Source organism: Streptomyces sp. NPDC001700 (assembly GCF_053596435.1).
Window position 1 is genome coordinate 334,245 of record NZ_JBSFGE010000002.1, and the last position, 20,848, is coordinate 355,092.

Sequence of the window (20,848 nt, forward strand, 5' to 3'; positions counted from 1 at the left end):
CTTTCGGCATTCGAACTGCCGTACTTTAGTGCGGTGTTGTCCGGTTTTGTCGACGGTTCTGTCACAGCGGTGAGGGGGGTGGAGCGGGCGGGAATGGCGGGGTCATGAACCACAACACACCGCTGTCCCCTCGCCCCCTCCACCACCTCTCGGACGCCCGCCGCCGCGTCTTGACGACGCGTCAGCTGCGGGAGCACGGCGTGACGGCGGCCCAGACCGCCGAGCGCTGCCGGGCCGGTGGCCCCTGGCAGCGGATGCTGCCGGGCGTGCACCTGCTGCACCCGGGTCCGCCGACCGGCGAGGAGCGGCTGTACGCGGCGCTGCTCTACACGGCGAGCCGCGGTCAGACGGGGCACGGCGGCGGCGACGGTGGCGGTGGCGGTTCCGCGGCGGACGGCCCGTACGGTGAGGCGATGATCACCGGGCTCGCGGCGCTCGCCCTGCACCACTTCTCCTCCGCTCCCCCGCTGGCCTCCCTCGACCGCGTCGACATCCTGGTGCCGCGTGCCCGGCGGCTGCGCTCCACCGGCTTCGTACGCTTCGTCCGCGACCTGCCCCTCCCGCCGCCGCAGGACCGCGCCGGGATGCCCACCGCCCCGGTCGCCCGGGCGCTGGCCGACGCGGTCGCCCGGCTCTCCGACGCGGTGACGGTGCGCGCGCTGCTCACCGAGTCCGTGCGCCGGGGGCACTGTGACGCCGCGACCGTGGTCGCGGAGCTGAGCGGGGCCCGGCTGCTGTCCCGGCCGCATGTCGTCGACGCCGTGGACGCGCTGCTCGCCGAGGGGCGGGCCATCGCCGAGGGGAAGCTGTACGACATGGTGCGCGGCTACGGTCTGCCCGAGCCGCTGTGGAACGTGGAGCTGCGGATGCCGGGCGGGCCCGCGCTCGGCGCGGTGGACGCGTACTGGCGGGACCAGGGCGTCGCACTGGAGATCGACGCCCGGGCGCCGCGCCACGGCGGGCCCGTCCCGGGCACCGCCCAGGCCCGTCGGCGCGAGCATCTGGAGGGGATGGGCATCACCGTCGTGCGCGTCACGCCCCGGCGGCTCAGGGACAGCCTGGAGGCGCAGGCCGCGGTGGTCCGTACGGCGCTGTTCGCGTCCGCCGACCGCGGCCCGGCCCCCTATGTGATGCTGCTGCCGCGCTGATCCGGCTACGGCCTCACGGCTTGCGCAGCAGCAGTTCGGTGTTGCGGTCGTCCGGGTCACCGGCGAGGGTCTGGCTGGCGCCGGGGGCGTTGAAGGCCAGTTCGCGGTAGAGCGCGGCGAGTCCGGTCTGCGACAGGTCCTCGAAGTCGGTGCGGCGCGGAGCGGCCGCCTCGATGAGCGTGGTGAACAGGGACAGCGTGCCGTCCTCGTTGTCGACGACCTCGATGACCCGGGCCAGCTGGGGGAAGTCGACGTGGGAGGCGGTGGTGATCTCCCAGAAGGTGTCGCGCGGGGTGATCTCGTTCTGGTGGCTGTGGCCGTTGATCCAGGCCAGCACCTGGGGGTGGCTCTGGAAGAGGGAGACCACCTCGTCGCCGCCGTGCCGGGTCTCGCCCGGGTGGGCCGGGTCGGCGTTCATGTTGTTCAGGCTGTCGCTGTAGTGGTGGCTGTAGACGATGACGTAGTCGTCCTTGTGCTCCTTGAGCGTCCGCTCCAGCCACTTCAGCTGGGCGGTGCCGATCGAGCCGGTGTAGTGGCCGCCCGGGTCGGTGGTGTCCAGGCTGATGCCGATGACGTTCTCGGAGATCCGGAACGAGTAGTAGAGGGTGCCCTCTTCGAGGTTGGCCCGGGTGTAGCCGTGGCCGACCGGGCCCGCCCCGGCGGCCAGCGGGTCGAGGTGCGCGGCCAGGTACTCCTTCTGGGTGAAGGGCGCCCGGCGCTCGTCCGGGGTGACCGTGCGCATCTCCTTGGCGTGCGCCTCCACCAGGGCCTTCATGTCGGTGCCCTTGGGGTCGGCGCCCTTGCGCTGGCCCTTGTAGATCGCCGCGGCCTCGTCGGCCGGGATGAGCTGGAGCTTCCGCTTGCCGGTCGCGATGTCCGTGATGTAGTCGCGGCCGAACGAGTAGACACCGCCCGCCAGATCGTCGTGGTTGCCGACGGTCGAGTACCACGGCAGCCGCAGCCCGGGGCTGTTGACGGTGCGCAGAGCGGCGTCGAGGAAGCCCTCGATCCGCGGGAAGCCCAGCTGCTTGTCGGAGTCGCGCAGCGCCTGCTCCGGGTGCCAGAACTCCTTGAGCCCGCTGTTCTGCACGCCCTCGTAGTGGCGCGGATCGCCGGTGTTGGGGGTGATCCGGCCGCCGTTCATGGCGGTGAGGAACCAGTCCAGCTCGATCTTCGAGTTGTTGTCGGTGTTGTCACCGGTCGTCATCACGAAGGAGAGCGGGGCGCCGGTGGCGGGGCCGCCGCGCAGCCCGTTGACCCGCTCGATGAGGGAGGCGAGGCCTACGACGGTCAGCGCCTCGTGGGGGCGCCAGGCGCCGGTGCGCCCGGAGCGCAGGAACTCGTAGCGCAACGGGTGCTGGACGTCGGACAGGTGCATGTCCGTCAGCTGGACGAACGAGGCGAGGGCGGTGCGCCGGTCCTCCCGGCCCGCCTTGGCGCCGGTGATGTCGGTGCGTACCCGGCGCTCCCAGCCCGGGCCGTCGCCGAGGCGCCGGTAGCCGCCGGAGTCGGTGGTCGGCGCGGAGAAAGTCTCCAGCGTGGTACCGGCGTTGGAGGGAGCCGCGGGCGCCTGGGCCACCCTGCGCCCCGCTACCTGCGCCGTGGCGGGCGACGATGCCTTTGCCGATCCGCTGCCGGGCCCGAAGGCGATGCCGAGGCCGGCCGTGGCGCCGGTGGCTGCCGCGGCGGTGAGAAAGGTGCGACGGTCGAGCGCGGCGACCGCGGAGGCGGCGGACCGTATGCGGGACATGCGCGATCTCTCCCCGAGTGATTCGCGAAGCGGGTGGACAGCGGCGGCTGTCCTCACCTCGGATCGTTGGCATCGGGGATGGCCTGAGAGTGAACGACATGGCAACGCAGGCCGCCGATCTCCTCACGACGATCTTCGTGAAGAAAACGGCCATCGCACCCTCGTGAACAGGAATTCTTCCGCTCACTTCGTGTTCACCCGCGCGGGAAGCCCGGGGAGCCCGGACCCGTGCGACATTGGTCACGGAAAGGTCACGGCGAGGCCTGAGACACTGGCCGGAGGGTAGGCGCCGCGAAGAGACACAACCAAGGAAAAGGGTTCATATGAGGATCGGAATCGTCGGAGCGACCGGCCAGGTCGGCGGAGTGATGCGGAGGATACTCGCCGAGCGCGACTTCCCCGCCGACCAGCTGCGGCTGTTCGCGTCCGCCCGTTCCGCGGGCCGCACGCTCCCCTGGGGCGGCACCGAGGTCACCGTCGAGGACGCGGCCACGGCCGACTACTCCGGCCTGGACATCGTGCTGTTCTCGGCGGGCGGCGCCACCTCCCGGGCGCTGGCCGAGAAGGTCGCCGCGCAGGGCCCGGTCGTGATCGACAACTCGTCCGCCTTCCGGATGGACCCCGACGTTCCGCTGGTCGTCTCCGAGGTCAACCCGCATGCGGCGGTGCAGCGCCCCAAGGGCATCATCGCCAACCCGAACTGCACCACCATGGCGGCCATGCCGGTGCTGCGCCCGCTGCACCAGGAGGCGGGGCTGACCGCCCTGGTCGCCACCACCTACCAGGCCGTCTCCGGCTCCGGGCTCTCCGGCGTCGCGGAGCTGGACAACCAGATCCGCAAGGGCGCCGAGCGCGCGGCGGAGCTGACCCACGATGGTTCGGCGGTCGACTTCCCCGAGCCGGAGGTCTACGCCCGCCCGATCGCCTTCAACGTGCTCCCGCTGGCCGGGAAGATCGTCGAGGACGGCCGGCTGGAGACCGACGAGGAGCAGAAGCTCCGCAACGAGAGCCGCAAGATCCTGGAGATCCCGGACCTGAAGGTCTCCGGCACCTGCGTCCGGGTCCCGGTCTTCAGCGGCCACTCGATCCAGGTGAACGCGCGCTTCGAGCGTCCGATCAGCGTCGAGCGGGCCGTGCAGCTGCTGGCCGGAGCCCCGGGCGTGGCCCTCAGCGACATCCCGACCCCGCTGCAGGCCGCGGGCCAGGACCCGAGCTTCGTGGGCCGCATCCGGGCGGACGAGACGGTCGAGAACGGTCTCGCGCTGTTCCTGTCCAACGACAACCTGCGCAAGGGCGCGGCGCTGAACGCGGTGCAGATCGCCGAGCTGGTGGCGGCCGACCTGAGCTGACGTGAGCTGACGCCCACACCTGCCCCCGGAGGGGGAGCGGCCCGTCGGCCGCTCCCCCTCCGGCGTTTCCCGGGGCGGTCGTACGGGGTGGTCGTACTGGCCGGTCATCTACCGGCGCGGACCGGTTCCGACGTGCGAGGATGGCAATCCGCCTGACGCATGGCGTACCACACATACCGCACATGACGAACGGGAGAGAGCCGACGTGCCTGGTACCAACCTCACCCGGGAGGAAGCGCGAGAGCGAGCGCGCCTCCTGACCGTGGACGCGTACGACATCGAGCTGGACCTGAGCGGCGCGCAGGAGGGCGGCACCTACCGCTCGGTGACCTCGGTGCGCTTCGACGCCGCCGAGGCGGGTGCGTCCTCGTTCATCGACCTGGTGGCGCCCACCGTCCACGAGGTGGTCCTCAACGGGGACGCCCTGGACCCCGCCGAGGTCTTCCAGGACTCCCGGATCGCGCTGCCGTCGCTGCTGGCCGGGCGCAACGAGTTGCGGGTCGTCGCCGACTGCGCGTACACCAACACCGGTGAGGGGCTGCACCGCTTCGTCGACCCGGTCGACCAGCAGGCGTACCTCTACACGCAGTTCGAGGTGCCGGACGCCCGCCGGGTGTACGCGAGCTTCGAGCAGCCGGACCTGAAGGCCACGTTCCAGTTCACCGTGACCGCGCCCGAGGGCTGGACGGTGATCTCCAACTCGCTGACGCCCGAGCCCAAGGACAACGTCTGGCGCTTCGACCCGACGCCGCGCATCTCGACGTACGTCACCGCGCTCATCGTCGGCCCGTACCACAGCGTGCACAGCAGCTGGGACGGCGGCGACGGCCGGTCGGTGCCGCTCGGCATCTACTGCCGTCCCTCGCTCGCCGAGTTCCTCGACTCGGACGCCATCTTCGCGGTGACGCGGCAGGGCTTCGACTGGTTCGAGGAGAAGTTCGACTACGCGTACCCGTTCGCCAAGTACGACCAGCTCTTCGTGCCGGAGTTCAACGCGGGCGCGATGGAGAACGCGGGCGCGGTGACCATCCGCGACCAGTACGTCTTCCGCTCCAAGGTGACGGACGCGGCGTACGAGGTGCGGGCCGAGACCATCCTCCACGAGCTGGCCCACATGTGGTTCGGCGACCTGGTCACCATGGAGTGGTGGAACGACCTGTGGCTGAACGAGTCGTTCGCCACCTACACCTCCATCGCCTGCCAGGCGTACGCGCCGGGCAGCAAGTGGCCGCACTCGTGGACCACCTTCGCCAACTCCATGAAGACGTGGGCCTACCGGCAGGACCAGCTGCCGTCCACCCACCCGATCATGGCCGAGATCAGCGACCTGGACGACGTCCTGGTCAACTTCGACGGCATCACGTACGCCAAGGGCGCGAGCGTGCTCAAGCAGCTCGTCGCGTACGTCGGCATGGACGAGTTCTTCCGCGGCGTGCAGGCGTACTTCAAGCGCCACGCGTACAAGAACACCCGGCTCAGCGATCTGCTCGGCGCGCTGGAGGAGACCAGCGGGCGCGATCTGAAGACCTGGTCGAAGGCGTGGCTGCAGACCGCCGGGATCAATGTGCTGCGGCCGGAGATCACCACGGACGCCTCCGGCACCATCACCGCCTTCGCGGTGCGGCAGGAGGCCCCGGCGCTGCCGACCGGCGCCAAGGGCGAGCCCACGCTGCGGCCGCACCGCATCGCGATCGGGCTGTACGACCTCGACGCGACCGGCAAGTTGGTCCGCTCCGAGCGGATCGAGCTGGACGTGGACGGCGAGCTGACCGAGGTGCCCGCCCTGGTCGGCACGAAGCGGTCCGCGGTGATTCTGCTGAATGACGACGACCTCTCGTACGCCAAGGTCCGGCTCGACGCCGATTCGCTCGCCGTCGTCACCGAGCACCTGGGCGACTTCGAGGCGTCCCTGCCGCGGGCGCTGTCCTGGGCCTCCGCCTGGGACATGACCCGGGACGGCGAGCTGGCCGCCCGCGACTACCTCGCGCTGGTGCTGTCCGGGGTGGCCAAGGAGTCCGACATCGGCGTGGTGCAGTCGCTGCACCGGCAGGTGAAGCTGGCGCTCGACCTGTACGCGGCCCCTGAGTGGCGTGAGGCCGGGCTCGCCCGGTGGACCGAGGCCACGCTGGAGCATCTGCGTGCCGCCGCCCCCGGCAGCGACCACCAGCTCGCCTGGGCGCGCGCCTTCGCGGCGACGGCTCGTACGGATGCCCAGCTCGATCTGCTCGCCGGGCTGCTGGACGGCAGCGAGACGATCGAGGGCCTGGCCGTCGACACCGAGCTGCGCTGGGCGCTGGTGGAGCGGCTTGCGGCTACTGGGCGCGCCGATGAGGCCGAGATCGCGGCGGAGCTGGAGCGCGACAAGACGTCGGCCGGTGAGCGGCACGCCGCCACGGCGCGGGCCGCGCGGCCTACGGAGGCCGCCAAGGCGGAGGCGTGGGCGTCGGTCGTCGAGGGCGACAAGCTTCCGAACGCGGTGCAGGAGGCTGTGATCGGGGGGTTCGTGCAGACCGATCAGCGGGAGCTGTTGGCGCCGTACAGCGAGAAGTACTTCGCGGCGGTCAAGGACGTCTGGAACGTCCGCAGCCATGAGATGGCGCAGCAGATCGCGGTGGGGCTGTACCCGGTGCTCCAGGTCTCCCAGGCGACGCTGGACGCCACGGACGCGTGGCTGGCGTCTGCCGAGCCCAGTGCGGCGCTGCGGCGGCTGGTGACGGAGTCGCGGGCGGGTGTCGAGCGTGCGCTCAGGGCGCGGGTGGCGGACGCGGACGCGGGCTGACGCGGCGCGTCGGCGGCAGTGCGAGCCCTTACGGCTCGCCCTGCCGCCGGGCCCTCCGGCGGGGGCTTCGCCCCCGGGTGCGGCCCGGTGGCCGGGGCGGCCCAGGCCGCCGCTGGCGGAGGTTTCGCCGCCGGGTGCGGCCCGGTGGCCGGTTTGTGCCCACCCGTTCCGCCCCGCGGAACGATTGCCCACAAACCGGCGGATTCGTCTGCGGCGAAGCCTCGTGGGGGGCCGGGGCGGGGTGGGGGAATGAGCGCCCCGGTCAGCTCAGGGGTGGGCACTCCGTCAGTACCTCGGCCGCCGCCTCGTCGCGGCCCAGCTCTACCAGGACCTCGGCCAGCTCGTGGCGGGGGTCGGGGAGGGCGTGGCGGGCCATGGGGCCGTACTCGCGCAGCAGCCGCGGATGGCGTTCGGCGGCCGTGCGCAGCCACCGTTCGGCCTCCTCCGGGCGGCCGAGTCCCCGTACGGCCTTGGCCAGCCAGTACGCGGCCTCCGCGTGGCCGCCGTCGTGCGCGGCGTGCAGCAGCGGTACGGCGTCGGCGTGGGCGCCTCGGCGGACCATGCTGCGGCCCGCGAGGAAGGCGGGCGGGACGAGGCCGGTGCGGGCGGCGCGTACGTACCAGCGCTCGGCCTGCTGCGGGTCGCCGCCGCGCTCCTCGGAGGTCCGGCCGAGCCACCACGCGGCGCCCCCGTGGCCGAGCCCGGCGGCGCGGTGGAACCAGATCTCGGCGGTGCGCCGGTCCCCGGCGTCCTCGTGGACGCGGCCGATGTCGTACGCGGCGGAGGCGTCGCCCTCGCCCGCGGCGGGTTCGTAGTACGGCACCATGAGCGTGCCCTTGGCGCCGCCCGCCTGGTGCAGCATCCGGCCGAGGGCGAGCAGGGCGCGCGGGGTGCCCGCCTTGCGGTACCACTCGGCGGCCTCGGGGAGCCGGTGGATGTGGTCGAGGGCCTCGGCGTAGGCGTACCAGGCGTCGGGCCCGCCGTCTGCGGCGCGGGCGCGCAGCGCGGGGAGGCGGTCGCGCCACTGGGCGGAGCCCTGCCGCGCGGGGTCGGCGCGGATGGCGGCGACGTCCTCCAGGGCTCTGATGACCCGGTCCTCGCTCTCCGAGAACGGGTCCCAGTTCTCCGGGTCGATGCCGGTGGACAGCAGCCACTCTTCGGCCTCGTCCAGCCGCCGCTGGCGGGTGCACAGCACGCCGAGGTTGTAGCAGGCCCAGAAGTGGCCGCCGTCCGCGTCGTCGGCGGTGCGGTACCAGGTCTCCGCGGCCCGCAGCTCGCCGCGCTCCTCGGCCCAGACGCCGAGCACGAACGCGGCGCCGTCGTAACCGCGTTCATGGGCGCGCTCGACCAGGGCGCGAGCCTCGTCCGAGCGAGCGGAATCGCGGGCGGTGAAGATGGCCTGGTCGACCAGGGCCTTGACGCTGCCGACGGCCGCGGCGCGGGCGTACAGCGCCTCGGCCTCGGCGACCAGGTGCGGGCAGGTGTCGTACATCCCCTGCCGCTCGGGGTCGAGCAGCGCGCGCAGCGCCTCGTACGCGGCGTCGGGGTCGCCCGCGGCCTCCGCTGCGGCGAGGGCGTCGCGCCAGCCCGCCAGCTCGTCGAGCAGGTCCTCGATGACCTTGCGGGTGCGGGTCGCGACGTCGTCGCCCTGGGCGGACGCCTCGGCCAGCAGCTCCAGGGCGGTGTCCCACTCGCCCCGGGCGGCCAGCATCACGGCGCCGTCGGTCTTGCAGGCGACACTGCCGAGCGCGGCCCCGCGCCGGTACCACTCCTCCGCACCGGCCGGGTCGCCCGCCTCCTGGAGGAGCCGGGCGAGCCCGAGGGCGCAGCCGCCGTCGCGGTCGGCGGCGGTCCGGTACCACCGCTCGGCCTCGGCGAAGTCGCCGCGGCCCTGGTGGCACACCGCGAGGGTGCGCGAGGCGTCCGCGTCCCCGGCGTCGGCGGCCCTGGCCCACCAGGGCAGGGCCTCGTCCAACTGACCGCGCTCCGTGAGGAGTTCGGCGTACGAGCGGTACGCGCCCGGCTCCCCGGCCGCCGCCGCGGCCCGCAACTCGGCTGCCTCGTCACGCCTTTCACCGTTTTCACGGCTGTCACCGGGGGTTTCCGCAGGAGCCGCGCCGGACGTCCCGTGCGAAGGATGATCGACCATCACCCGATGGTGCCAGAGTGATCAAGCCTGCTCGGCACGGGCCCTGCGCCGGGCCAGCAGCGCCTCGCGGCGCTCGTCGAACTTGGTGGCCTGGTCGTCGAGTCCGCCCATGTAGAGGCCCAGTTCCTCCTGCGCCTTGAGGCCGTCCGGACCGAGCCCGCCGATCTGCAGCACCTTGAGGAAGCGCAGCACCGGCTGGAGGACGTCGTCGTGGTGGATACGCAGGTTGTAAATGCCGCCAATCGCTATCTGCGCCGCGGCCCGCTCGAAGCCGGGCATGCCGTGACCGGGCATCCGGAAGCCGACGACGACGTCGCGGACGGCGCACATGGTCTGGTCGGGAGCCAGCTCGAAGGCCTTCGAGAGCAGGTTCCGGTAGAAGATCATGTGCAGGTTCTCATCGGTGGCGATGCGCGCCAGCATCCGGTCGCAGACCGGGTCGCCGGAGTGGTGCCCGGTGTTGCGGTGCGAGATGCGGGTGGCCAGCTCCTGGAAGGCGACGTAGGCCACAGTGTGCAGCATGCTGTGGTTGTTGTCGGACTCGAAGCCCTCCTCCATGTGGGTCATGCGGAACCGCTCCAGCTGCACCGGGTCGACGGCGCGGCTGGTGAGCAGGTAGTCGCGCATGACGATGCCGTGCCGCCCCTCCTCCGCCGTCCAGCGGTGCACCCAGGTGCCCCAGGCGCCGTCGCGGCCGAAGAGGGTCGCGATCTCGTGGTGGTAGCTGGGGAGGTTGTCCTCGGTGAGGAGGTTCACCACGAGCGCGATCCGGCCGACGTCGCTGACCTTGGACTGGTCGGGCGCCCAGGCCTCACCGCCCATGACCCCGTCGAAGTTGCGGCCGTCGCTCCACGGCACGTACTCGTGGGGCATCCATTCCTTGGCGACCTTCAGATGCCGGTTCAGCTCGGTCTCGACGACCTCTTCGAGTGCGTACAGGAGCTGGGTATCGCTCCACACGGCCTGACCGTTGCGGCTGGAGGGGGCGAGGGTCACTGCGAAGCTCCTGGGGACGGGAACGGCGGACTTTACCTACGGCTCCGTAGGTTACGACACCGTAGGTTAAAGCGAAAATAAACCGCTCCGGTCCCGGGCGTCGCGACCGCGGATACGGAGCGGACAGGGGAGCGGACACCGGAGGGGTCGCGCGGATACGACGAGGGCGCCCCCGGCCGTTCGGCCAGGGGCGCCCTCGCAGCGCCGTTCAGCGCTTCGTCTCTCGTTTGCCCGTCATCAGTCGGTCTGCTGCTGACCGGACTTCTTGTCACCCATCATGACGAGGCCCGCGATCACCAGGAACAGGAGGATCGGGGCGACGACGAAGAGGCCGAGCGTCTCGGCGACGCTCAGGCCCGGACCCGGGTCGTCACCGTCATCGCGGGTGAGCGCGAACGCGGGGGACGACATCAGCTGCATCGCCGTCGTCGCGGCGATGACGGCACCGGCGCGCACGGCGTTCTTTTTGACCTTGTAGCTCACATGTTCAAGCTATCGGACGCCCGCGAGTGGCGCGTGCGCGGGGTGGCCCTTAAGGCCCTTCCTGGGGTTTCTGCGCGCGGTGGACGGTCACCGGCAGCAGCTGTGGCGCGGCGCGGGTCTCCCGCACCCGCACCCGCACCGCGTCGGCGGTCACGGCCGTGGGCAGCGCCAGGATGCGCCGCGCGCCGATGGTGGTGCCGGAGGCGATGTCCCGCCAGGTCCCGGCGGTCCGCGCCTGTACGGTGAACGCCTCGACCCGCTGCCCCTGCCGGATGTCCTCGCCGAGCCGCACCCGGTCGAACGTCACGGGGTCGCCGCCGGTCGGCAGGCCGGAGCCGTAGGTGTTCCGTACGGCCGTCCCGAAGGCGGTCAGGGACGCGACGTCGGCGTCGTCGATCCGGCCGTTCTTGGCGGGCGGGACGTTGAGGAGCAGCGAGGCGTTGCGGCCCACGCTGCGCTCGTACAGGGACATCAGCTGCGCGGCCGTCTTGGGGCGCTCGGCGGGGTGGTGGAACCAGCCGGGGCGCAGCGAGACGTCCGCCTCGGCCGGGTACCACTGGAGGTACTTCACGCCGGGGGCGGTCAGCTTCGCGCGGGAGCCGATGTCGGCGTCGGTGGAGTCGTTCGGCAGCCCGCCGCCGATCACGGTCCCGGGGTCGACGGCGGACGGGGTCACCGACCACTCCGTCTCGCGGGCGACGCCGTCCTCGTTGCCCACCCAGCGCACGCCCTGGGCGCCCTGGAAGACGACGGTGTCCGGGGAGAGGGCGCGGATCAGCCGGAACCAGTTGGCGACGTCGTACTTCTGTGTGATCCCGGCGCCCGACCAGGGGTTCGCGCCGTCCAGCCAGAACTCGTCGATCGGGCCGTACTGGGTGAGGATCTCGTAGATCTGGTTGAGGTAGTACGCGTCGTAGTCGTCGGCGGTGAAGCGGAAGCTGGGGAGCTTGCCGGAGGCGACGTCGGCGGCACGGTCGTCGCCGGGCACGAGGGTCGGGATGGTGCGCTCGGTGGGCGTGCTGCCGTTGCCGTACCGGCCCTGCCCGGCGGGGGCGCGGCCCGCGTCCTCCAGCGCCATGCGCTCCGGCAGCGACAGCTGCCCGCCGTTCGCCTGCTTCTCGCGGACCTTCTCGACCCACTGGGCGTGCCAGGCGTGCGGCAGCTCGGCCCCGTCGGCGGGCGACAGGTACACCCCGACCTTGAGCCCCGCCGCGCGGGCCGCCTTCGCGTACGCCCCGAGCACGTCGCCGTCGGGGTTCTTCTGGTCAGGTCCACGGGTCCACCAGGGGCTGGCGGCCACGTCGTGCTGTGTGTAGCGGCTGGGGTAGAGCGTGAAACCGTCGTGGTGCTTGGCGGTGAGCATGACTTGGCTGGCCCCGGCCGCCTTGTACGCGGTCATCCACTGGCCGAAGTCGAGCGCGGCGGGGTCGAACCGCTTCGGGTCCTCGGTGCCGGAGCCCCATTCGCGGTTGGTGAAGGTGTTCATGCCGAAGTGGGTGAACGCGGTGACGTCGCGCTCCTGCCAGGCGGCTTGGCCGGGGGTGGGGACGGTGTGGGCGGCCTTCTCGATGATGCGGGCGGGGGTGTCGCAGGCCTCGATGACGTGCGTGTGTGCGTTGCTGACGGGGCCCTCACACCCGTCCTGGGCGGCGGCGCCACCACCACCCATGGGTATGAGCGTCGCTGCGGCGGCCATGGTGGCGAGGGCGAGGATGCGGAGTCTTCGGGCGGGCATGGGTCCCCTCCAGTTATGCGGTTGTGTCCATGACACCCTTCCCCGCACCGCGTGGCTACAGGCAGGCGCGGCCCGGTGGCCCGAGCCCCCCAGGCACCGGATGCGGGCCGCTGACCAAGTGCAGGCCGGTGGCCGGTTTGTGCCCACCCGTTCCGCCCTGCGGAACGATTGCCAACAAACCGGGGCACATGGGCCGCCCCCGCGCCATCGGCGCTCCAGCCCCGGCGGGGGTCCGCGGGCGCAGCCCCGGCGGGGGCCGGGGGCGGAGCCCCCGGTTTCGGGAAGGGGCGGGGTGGGGCTAGTCCGGCTCGGTCAGGGTCGTCATCAGGGCGTGGAGGCGGGGGGAGGCGGCCAGGGCCTCCAGGGTCATCGGCTTGCCCGCCGCGTCAGCGATCGGCAGCCGCCAGTTCGGATACTGATCCCACGTACCCGGCAGGTTCTGCGGCCGCCGGTCCCCCACCGCGTCCGGCAGCCACACACCCACCATCCGCGCGGGCGTGCGCAGCAGAAAGCGGTGGACGGCCCTGATCGCGGCCTCCTCGTCGCCCGGCCCCTCCGGCAGCAGGCCCAGCCGCCCCAGCAGCTGCGTCCACTCGGCGACCTCGGCCGCCTCGGCCGCCCGCTCGGCGGCGAGCGGGCGGGTGAGCAGGCCCAGCCGGTGGCGCAGGGCGACGTGGTCGCCCGTGAGGCGGGCCGCGGTGCTGGGGAGGTCGTGCGTCGTGGCGGTGGCCAGGCAGTCGGCGCGCCATTCGGCGGGGGCCAGCGGGCGGGCCGCGCCGCCGCCGTTCCAGTCGCGTTCGAACCACAGCACCGACGTCCCGAGCACGCCCCGCCCGGCCAGAGCCTCCCGTACGCCCGGCTCGACCGTCCCCAGGTCCTCGCCGATGACGACGGCACCGGCCCGGTGCGCCTCCAGGGCGAGCACGCCGAGCATCGCGTCCGCGTCGTACCGCACGTACGTGCCCTCGGTCGGCGGCCGTCCCTCCGGGACCCACCACAGCCGGAACAGGCCCATCACATGGTCGATGCGCAGCGCGCCCGCGTGCCGCAGCAGGCCGCGCAGCAGCTCGCGGTACGGGGCGTAGCCGGTGGCGGCGAGGGCGTCGGGGCGCCAGGGCGGGAGGCCCCAGTCCTGGCCACGGGAGTTGAAGGCGTCGGGGGGCGCGCCGATGGACATGCCGGAGGCGAAGACGTCCTGCAGGGCCCAGGCGTCGGCGCCGGACGGGTGCACCCCGACGGCGAGGTCGTGCACCAGCCCGATGCCCATGCCCGCGTCGAGCGCCGCGCGCTGGGCGTCGGCGAGCTGGCCGTCGGTGAGCCAGGCGAGCCAGGAGTGGAAGTCGGCGCGGTCCAGGTGCTCGCTCCGGGCGCGGGCGGTGCGGGCGGAGCGCGGGTCGGCCAGGCCGCCGGGCCAGGCGCGCCAGTCGGGGCCGTACGTATCGGCCAGGGCGCACCACAGGGCGTGGTCCTCCAGGGCCTGGCCGCGCTCGGCGAGGAAGTCGCAGTAGGCGGCGCGGCGGCCGGGGCTGAGGGGGACGGCCCGGACCAGCTCCAGGGCCTCGCGCTTGAGGGCCCAGACCGCGTCCCGGTCGATCAGCGCGCCGTCGCGCAGGACGGACGTACGGAGCGCGGCCGCGGCCTCCAGCAGCCGGTCGGCCCGCTCGCGGGCGGCGCCGCCCAGGTGGGCGTATTCGGGCACGTTCTCGACCCGCAGATGGACGGGGTCGGGGAAGCGGCGCGAGGAGGGGCGGTACGGGGACGGGTCGGTGGGGGCGGCCGGAGTGCCGGGCACCGCCGAGTGCAACGGGTTGAGCTGGAGGAATCCGGTGCCGAAGGCGCGCCCGGACCAGGCGGCGAGGTCGGCCAGGTCGCCGAGGTCGCCCATGCCCCAGGAGCGGGCGGAGAGCAGCGAGTAGAGCTGGACGAGAAAGCCGTGGCTGCGGGCCGGGGGCGACGGCATCCGGTCGGGGGCCACGATGAGGGCGGCGGTGGCGGTGCGCCCGTCGGGGGCGTGCGCGGTGAGGGTGTGCGTACCCAGGGGCAACCGCGCGCCCAGGGGTGATTCCGCGTCCAGGGGCGCATCCGGAGCCCAAGGCGCCCCCTCAGCACCCAGGGGAGCGCCCGGAGCCCATGGCGCGCCCAGCGGCGCGCCCAGGGGTAATAACGGGCGCTCGGCGGCCGCCGGCCCCCACCCGCGTGGTGCGCCGTCCTCGGTGCGCACGCGCAGCTCCGTGCCGTCGGGCAGGGCCTCGGCCAGGCCCAGGCCGTCGGGCAGGGCCTGGCGCGGCGTTCCGCCGGGGCGCAGGACCACGCAGGGGGGCAGCAGCCGGTCGCGCTGTCGGCGCTCGTGCCGGTCCAGCGCGTCGTTCACTGATCGGGGGGTGGAGGCGTCCACGCCCAGCGCGGCGAGTACGGCCACGACGGTGTCCTCGGGCACCTGGACGGTGCGGCCCGGGGCGGGCTCGTAAGAGGTGGCGACACCGTGCAGCTCGGCGAGCCGCGCTCTGCCCATCAGTACTCCATCGGCTCCATGGCCGCGCCCGTGCCGGTCCCGGCGGCGGTCGGCTCACTGGTCAGAGGCAGTTCGGTGGCGAGCGGGGGCTCGCTGGTCAGGGGGATGTTGTCGGCGTGTGGGGGTTCGCTGGTGAGGGGCGCCTCGGTGGCGACACCGGACCCGAAACCGTCCAGGCCGCACAGTCCGCAGTCGGGGTCGGAGACCCCGGCGAACGGGTCCGGCTCGCGCACGGCTTCGGGCACGCGTTTGGACAGGGCGGTGGGGAGAAGAGCTGACGCGGCCACACGGACCTCCGTGGGGTGTCGGCAGTGTGTCAATGACGAGCCCTACCCACTCAAACCAGCCGCAGACGTAAACGACACCCGGACGTGCCGTACGTCACACGCGCGGGACAGGCGATTTCGCGGTGGGGAGGGGTCGGGAACACAGAGCTTACGGACAGGGCCCGCCTTCATCCGTCAGACTTGCGGAGGCGACACGACGGCGCGCAGGGGGGCGGCTCCGCAGGGAGCGCACATCCGTCGGCACCACCGCGCTCGCGGCAATGCCGACAGTTCGGTCATGCGCGTTGACACCCCCACCAGCGTACTGGTGGGCTCGTCGCCGATTGGCGCCTTTTTGCGGCCAGATCGACGGGGCCAGCTATCTGAATCGAGGAGACGCCCGTGCACTTCCGGGGGAAGAGGCCGAGGGCAGTGGGGGCGACGGCCATGGCGGCCGCGGTCATCGGCGGACTGCTCGGCGGCGCCCAGGGGGCGAGCGCCGCACCCGTGGACGATCCCGGCACCGCCGGGGCCTCCACACCGGACACACCGGACCGGAACAGCACGGGGGACGTACCGCCCGTCTGGCCGCGGCCCCAGTCGCTGCGCGCGCAGGGGGCGGACGTGGCGATCCCCGGCGAGGCCACGCTCATAGCCGACGGCGACGCCGATCCGTACGCGCTGGACGCGCTGCGCGCCCTGCTGCACGACGCGGGGGTGCGTACGGTCAGCGAAGCCACACCAGGGGGCACACCCCCGGCGCGCGGGCTCGTGGTGCACGCCGGAGGCAAGGGCGCGCAGAGCGCGTTGCGGGCGCTGCGGGCGCCGGAGCGCGGCGACCTCCCGTCCGGCGGCTACCGGCTGGCCACCGGCCGGGTGGACGGGCGGGCCACGGTCGCGCTGGACGGCGTCGGGCAGGACGGCCTCTTCCACGCCGTCCAGACGCTGCGCCAACTGCTCGTCCAGCGGTCCGGACAGGAGGCCAGGGCCTTCGCCGGGGTCACCGTCCGCGACTGGCCCGGTACGGCGGTCCGCGGCACCACCGAGGGCTTCTACGGCTCCCCCTGGTCGCAGCGGGACCGGCTGGCCCAGCTCGACTTCATGGGCCGTACCAAGCAGAACCGCTACCTCTACGCGCCCGGCGACGACCCGTACCGCCAGGCCCGCTGGCGCGATCCGTACCCCGCCGAGCGGCGCGCGGAGTTCCGCGAGCTGGCCACCCGCGCCCGCGCCAACCATGTGACCCTCGGCTGGGCCGTCTCCCCCGGTCAGGAGATGTGTTTCTCCTCCGACAGCGACCGGAAGGCGCTGCTGAAGAAGGTCGACGCCATGTGGGCGCTGGGGGTGCGCTCCTTCCAGCTCCAGTTCCAGGACGTCAGCTACAGCGAGTGGCACTGCGACAAGGACGCCGACACCTTCGGCTCCGGCCCCGAGGCGGCCGCGAAGGCGCAGGCCACGATGGCCAACGCGCTGGCCCGCCACATCGCCGGGCGGCATCCGGACGCGACTCCGCTCTCGCTGATGCCGACCGAGTACTTCCAGGACGGCGACACCGAGTTCCGGCGCGCGCTGGCCGCCGAGCTGGACACCGCCATCGAGGTGGCCTGGACCGGCGTCGGGGTGGTGCCCAGGACGATCACCGGCGGTGAGCTGGCCGACGCCCGGGCCGCCTTCGGCCACCGGCTGGTCACCATGGACAACTACCCGGTCAACGACTACGCCCAGGACCGGATCTTCCTCGGCCCCTACACCGGCCGGGACCCGGCCGTGGCCACCCAGTCCGCCGCCCTGCTGGCCAACGCCATGGAGCAGCCGACCGCGTCCCGCATCCCGCTGTTCACGGCGGCCGACTTCGCCTGGAACCCGCGCGGCTACCGCCCCCAGGAGTCCTGGCAGGCGGCCATCGACGACCTGGCCGGGCCCGACGACAAGACCCGCGCGGCGCTGCGCGCGCTCGCCGGGAACGACGCGTCGTCGGTGCTCAGCGCCGACGAGTCCGCGTATCTGCGCCCCCTGACCGACGCCTTCTGGGCGACGGTCGGCCACACCGACGTGGAGCGGCTGGACCGGGCGGCGAAGCGGCTGCGCGCGGCGTTCGTCACCATGCGCGACGCCCCCGAGCGGCTGTCCGGGACGCTGGGCGAGGACGTACGGCCCTGGCTGGACCAGCTCGGGCGCTACGGCGACGCGGGCGTCCAGGCCGTGGACATGCTCACCGCCCAGGCGCACGGCGACGGCGACAAGGCCTGGACGGCGCGGCTGGCGGTGGAGGGGCTCCGCGAGAAGATCGCGGACAGCCGGGTCACGGTCGGGAAGGGCGTGCTGGACCCGTTCCTGAAGAAGGCCCTGGCCGAGGCGGACGGCTGGACCGGCGTGCACCGGTCGGGCAAGGAGAAGCTCCGTACGCACGAGGCCGACCGCGCGGCCGCCGACGGCAAGGCGACCACCACGGTGGTCTCCCCGGGCAAACCGGTCACCGTGCGCTTCGGCCGCACCCGCCCGCTGGCCTCGGTCTCCGCGCTCACCGGGCGGTCCGCCGAGGACTCGGGCACGGTCGAGGCCCATGTGCCGGGCGAGGGCTGGCGCAGCCTCGGCGCGCTGGCCTCGGACGGCTTCACCCAGGTCGGCGGCAAGGGCCTGCGGGCCGACGCGGTCCGGCTGAACTGGGCGGCGGGCACCACCCCGCCCACGGTGCACGAGATCACCCCCTGGTTCGCCGACACCCCGGCCGCCGCGCTGCGGCTGTCCCGGGGGTCCGTGGACGCGGAGGTCGGCGGGGAGTCCGCGACCATCGAGGCCGAGCTGACCTCGCTGCGCCCCGGCGATGTGAACGACAAGCTCACGCTGCGCACCCCGCAGGGCATCACGGCCCGGGCCCCCGAGGGGGTGACGGCCCCGCGCGGGGCCACGGCGACCGTCCGGATCGAGGTGTCCGTCGACAAGGACACCAAGCCGGGCACGTACGCCGTCCCGGTCCGCTTCGGGACGGAGAAGCGGATGCTGACGGTCCGGGCCTTGCCGCGCACCAGCGGCCCCGACCTGGCCCGCGCGAAGGGGACGAAGGCCAGCTCGTCCGGCGACGAGACACCCGACTTCCCGGCGTCCGCGGCCGTCGACGGCGACGCCAAGACCCGCTGGTCCTCCCCCGCCGAGGACGGCGCCTGGCTCCAGCTCGAACTGGCCCGCCCGACCCACCTCGGGCGGCTCGACCTGCGCTGGCAGGACGCGTACGCGGCGCGCTACCGGGTCCAGGTCTCGGCCGACGGACGCAACTGGCGCACGGCGGCGACCGTCACGGACGGCCACGGCGGCCGGGAGATGGTGGGGGTGGACGCCCCGGACACCCGGTTCGTCCGCATCCAGGGCATCGAGCGCGGCACCCGCTTCGGCTACTCGCTCTGGTCGGTCGCGGCGTACGCGGTGGAGAAGGGCAAGAAATAGCCCTTCGGCCCGCCCCCGGTGCTGGCCGGGGGCGGGCCGAAGCGGCGCGCCGGAGGCTGATCGGGCCTCAACGCGAATCGGGCCTCAACAAAGCACTGAGCCCGGTATCTCAGGCGGATTTGCCGTCGATCCGGGCCATCGCGTCGTCCGCGCCGAATGCCTCCAGGTACGGCATCCAGCGCGGGTCCCTATGGCCGGTGCCGATGATCCGCCAGGCGAGGCCGGACGGCGGCGCGGGTTGATGACGCAGCCGCCAGCCGATCTCGGCGACGTGCCGGTCGGCTTTGACGTGATTGCACCTGCGGCAGGCGGCGACCACGTTTTCCCAGGTGTGCTGCCCGCCACGGCTGCGCGGGATGACGTGATCGACGCTGGTTGCGACGCCACCGCAATAGGCGCATCTCCCGCCGTCGCGGGCGAACAGGGCGCGGCGGGTAAGCGGGACGGGCCCGCGAAAGGGCACCCTCACGAAGCGCTTCAGCCTGACGACGCTGGGAGCGGGTATCGCGTGGGTTGCGCTGTGCATCAGGGCGCCTGAGTCCTCGAGGCTGATGGCCTTGTCGTTGAGGACGAGAATGAGCGCGCGGCGGAGCGGTACGACGCCGAGCGGCTCGTACGACGCGTTGAGGACCAGGACATGCGGCACGGATGCCTCCTTGTACGCCGGCGGCGCGTGGCTCGCGCCGGGACGATCTCCCCCAGTTTCCCCTGAACCCTGGCCGGAACGCCACTATCACCGGGTTAACGGTTGAGAGGCATTTCCGCGTACCGCTCGTATACGGCCCGCACACACCGCTCACGGGGCCTTCAGAACTGCGTGGAGTGGCAAGAATCACGGCCCGGGCGACCCCGGAGCCGATCTTGTGGCCCTCCGGGAGATCCGGTGAGCGGCGGAAACCGCGAGCTGAGGCCGATCCCCCTGCTTTCGTGCGCCCCCCGAGCGCCTTCGCGCGCTCTCGAACACAGGAACGGCGGTTTCCCGCACCCGGCTACTGTGTGAAGGAATTGCGCGTGCGCTCTCCGCGCGGGCATGCCGTACACGAAGGGTTTCCGCTGTGTTCTGGTCCGCTGCTCTGGCCGCTGACTCGACGCCTCGTCCTACCGCCCCGACGACCCTGGACGATGCGCACCGGAGCGCCACCAACGCCGCGGGCTGGGTGGAGGAGAACTGGTCCACCTGGCTCAGCGTCGGGCTGCGTATTGCCCTGATCCTGGTGATCGCGTTCGTGCTCCGGACCGTCGTCCGGCGGGGGATCACCAAGCTGATAGAGCGCATGAACCGCACGGCCCAGGCCGTGAACGGCACGGCGCTCGGCGGGCTGCTGGTCAACGTCGAACGGCGGCGGCAGCGGTCCGCGGCCATCGGCTCGGTGCTGCGCTCGGTCGCCTCGTTCGCGATCATGGGGACCGCGGGGCTGATGATCCTCTCCGCCCTGCAGATCAACCTGGCGCCGCTGCTCGCGAGCGCTGGTGTGGCGGGTGTGGCGATCGGTTTCGGCGCCCGCAACCTGGTCACCGACTTCCTCTCCGGCGTCTTCATGATCCTTGAGGACCAGTACGGAGTGGGCGACTCGGTCGACGCCGGGGTGGCCTCCGGCGAGGTGATCGAGGTCGGCCTGCGCGTCACCAAGCTGCGCGGGGACAACGGCGAGATCTGGTACGTCCGCAACGGCGAGGTCAAGCGGATCGGCAACCTCAGCCAGGGCTGGGCGACGGCCGCGGTGGACGTGCAGATCCGCTCCGACGAGGACCTGGACCGGGTCCGCGAGGTGATCAACCAGGTCGGCGTGGACATGGGCAAGGACGAGCCGTGGAACGAACGGCTCTGGGAGCCGATCGAGGTGCTGGGGCTCGCCGCGGTCTATCTGGACTCCATGGTCGTCCAGGTCTCGGCGCGGACCATGCCGGGCAAGGCGCTCGGCGTCGAGCGCGAGCTGCGCTGGCGGATCAAGAAGGCGCTGAACGAGGCGGGCATCCAGCTGGTCGGCCACCCGCCCGAGGCGAACATGGCGACCGACGCGGCCGACGGGTCGGCGGGCATGAACGCGCCGTCCGCGCTGGCCAACCCGGACTCGCCGCAGTCCGTGGCGGCCAGCCCCCTCACACCGCCCGCGACGACGGCCCCGGCACCGGCACCTCCCACGAAGTGACGGCCCGAGCACACCGCGACAAGACACCAAATCCGGACGCTCCCACCCATTGACGCCACCCCCGCGCCGCCTTACCTTCCTCTTCATCGA

13 protein-coding genes are annotated in these 20,848 nt (G+C 72.8%); 5 read left to right on the forward strand and 8 right to left on the reverse strand.

Annotated elements, in window-relative coordinates:
• Positions 1 to 104 precede the first annotated feature (104 nt).
• Positions 105 to 1,148, forward strand: coding sequence for a hypothetical protein (locus ACWC5C_RS04965; RefSeq protein WP_450873748.1), 1,044 nt, complete (start codon positions 105 to 107; stop codon positions 1,146 to 1,148).
• A 13-nt stretch (positions 1,149 to 1,161) separates the two neighbouring features.
• Here the strand turns inward: ACWC5C_RS04965 and ACWC5C_RS04970 are convergent, their stop codons facing one another.
• Positions 1,162 to 2,898, reverse strand: coding sequence for a TIGR03767 family metallophosphoesterase (locus tag ACWC5C_RS04970; RefSeq protein WP_450873750.1), 1,737 nt, complete (start codon positions 2,896 to 2,898; stop codon positions 1,162 to 1,164).
• A 323-nt stretch (positions 2,899 to 3,221) separates the two neighbouring features.
• On the opposite strand from ACWC5C_RS04970, the gene ACWC5C_RS04975 reads away from it, so the two are divergent.
• Positions 3,222 to 4,247, forward strand: a complete 1,026-nt coding sequence (locus ACWC5C_RS04975) for an aspartate-semialdehyde dehydrogenase (RefSeq protein ID WP_450873752.1) — start codon at positions 3,222 to 3,224, stop codon at positions 4,245 to 4,247.
• A 205-nt stretch (positions 4,248 to 4,452) separates the two neighbouring features.
• Positions 4,453 to 7,026 carry an aminopeptidase N gene (gene pepN / locus ACWC5C_RS04980; RefSeq protein ID WP_450873754.1) on the forward strand — a complete coding sequence of 858 codons (2,574 nt, stop codon included), beginning with the start codon at positions 4,453 to 4,455 and terminating at the stop codon, positions 7,024 to 7,026.
• Between the two features lie 262 nt (positions 7,027 to 7,288).
• Here the strand turns inward: pepN and ACWC5C_RS04985 are convergent, their stop codons facing one another.
• The 6 genes from ACWC5C_RS04985 to ACWC5C_RS05010 all read right to left on the reverse strand — a co-directional run bounded on the left by ACWC5C_RS04985 (position 7,289) and on the right by ACWC5C_RS05010 (position 15,188).
• Positions 7,289 to 9,175 carry a tetratricopeptide repeat protein gene (locus tag ACWC5C_RS04985; protein WP_450873756.1) on the reverse strand — a complete coding sequence of 629 codons (1,887 nt, stop codon included), beginning with the start codon at positions 9,173 to 9,175 and terminating at the stop codon, positions 7,289 to 7,291.
• Positions 9,176 to 9,196: 21 nt separating this feature from the next.
• Positions 9,197 to 10,171, reverse strand: a complete 975-nt coding sequence (locus ACWC5C_RS04990) for an acyl-ACP desaturase (RefSeq protein ID WP_450873758.1) — start codon at positions 10,169 to 10,171, stop codon at positions 9,197 to 9,199.
• Positions 10,172 to 10,408: 237 nt separating this feature from the next.
• The gene (locus ACWC5C_RS04995) at positions 10,409 to 10,654 is read right to left on the reverse strand and encodes a hypothetical protein (protein ID WP_385445900.1); all 246 of its coding nucleotides are present in this window, start codon (positions 10,652 to 10,654) and stop codon (positions 10,409 to 10,411) included.
• Positions 10,655 to 10,703: 49 nt separating this feature from the next.
• Positions 10,704 to 12,389, reverse strand: coding sequence for an alpha-L-fucosidase (locus ACWC5C_RS05000; protein ID WP_450873760.1), 1,686 nt, complete (start codon positions 12,387 to 12,389; stop codon positions 10,704 to 10,706).
• A 298-nt stretch (positions 12,390 to 12,687) separates the two neighbouring features.
• Entirely contained in the window at positions 12,688 to 14,901 is a 2,214-nt protein-coding gene (malQ, locus tag ACWC5C_RS05005; protein WP_450873762.1) for a 4-alpha-glucanotransferase, read from the reverse strand.
• Positions 14,901 to 15,188: a hypothetical protein gene (locus tag ACWC5C_RS05010; protein WP_385445897.1), complete on the reverse strand. Its 288-nt coding sequence runs from the start codon at positions 15,186 to 15,188 to the stop codon at positions 14,901 to 14,903. The genes malQ and ACWC5C_RS05010 overlap by 1 nt, the downstream gene beginning before the upstream one ends.
• Positions 15,189 to 15,614: 426 nt before the next feature.
• On the opposite strand from ACWC5C_RS05010, the gene ACWC5C_RS05015 reads away from it, so the two are divergent.
• Positions 15,615 to 18,608: a beta-N-acetylglucosaminidase domain-containing protein gene (locus ACWC5C_RS05015; protein WP_450873764.1), complete on the forward strand. Its 2,994-nt coding sequence runs from the start codon at positions 15,615 to 15,617 to the stop codon at positions 18,606 to 18,608.
• Positions 18,609 to 18,717: 109 nt separating this feature from the next.
• Here the strand turns inward: ACWC5C_RS05015 and ACWC5C_RS05020 are convergent, their stop codons facing one another.
• Positions 18,718 to 19,254, reverse strand: a complete 537-nt coding sequence (locus ACWC5C_RS05020; protein WP_385445894.1) for an HNH endonuclease — start codon at positions 19,252 to 19,254, stop codon at positions 18,718 to 18,720.
• A gap of 409 nt (positions 19,255 to 19,663) precedes the next feature.
• On the opposite strand from ACWC5C_RS05020, the gene ACWC5C_RS05025 reads away from it, so the two are divergent.
• Positions 19,664 to 20,758 carry a mechanosensitive ion channel family protein gene (locus tag ACWC5C_RS05025; protein WP_450873766.1) on the forward strand — a complete coding sequence of 365 codons (1,095 nt, stop codon included), beginning with the start codon at positions 19,664 to 19,666 and terminating at the stop codon, positions 20,756 to 20,758.
• Positions 20,759 to 20,848: the final 90 nt, after the last annotated feature.